The following is a 367-nucleotide window of genomic DNA, read 5'->3' as shown; positions in this document are numbered from 1 at the left end:
ATAAAACTATCGCCTTTCACACTTTCAATCTTTTTATTAAGATTTGTGAAAGAACTATTTACACCAGAAAGTGCCTCCGCAACATTTCCATATTGCGTTTCAGCTCCATTACCATTCTCATCAACGACTTTAACTGTAAAAGTAGGAGCGCTCCATTCTCCATTTTGATACCCAGAACCACCACCAAAATAAGCAGCAATCTGGTTGCTTATCGAATAGAGCTGTGCACCATTGATTGCATCGCTTGAGTTAACAGAAATATCACCAGCAGAAATGTCAAAAAGACGCCGACTTTTACCATTAGCATCCATAAAACTTACTTGAGTTAATGGTGACTTAGCAGCAATAGTTACCGTAGTTGGAGCCT

Annotated in this window: 1 pseudogene; it reads right to left on the bottom strand. The window is 39.0% G+C overall.

Features of this window, described 5'->3' with window-relative positions:
* A pseudogene (locus tag ACFINM_RS09835) lies at positions 1-367 on the bottom strand (hypothetical protein); the annotation flags it as partial.

Source organism: Bartonella sp. AA168HLJHH, assembly GCF_042197365.1.
Taxonomy (GTDB): Bacteria; Pseudomonadota; Alphaproteobacteria; order Rhizobiales; family Rhizobiaceae; genus Bartonella.
Note: the sequence above shows the minus strand (reverse complement) of the source record. Positions and strands in the feature narration are given on the sequence as shown.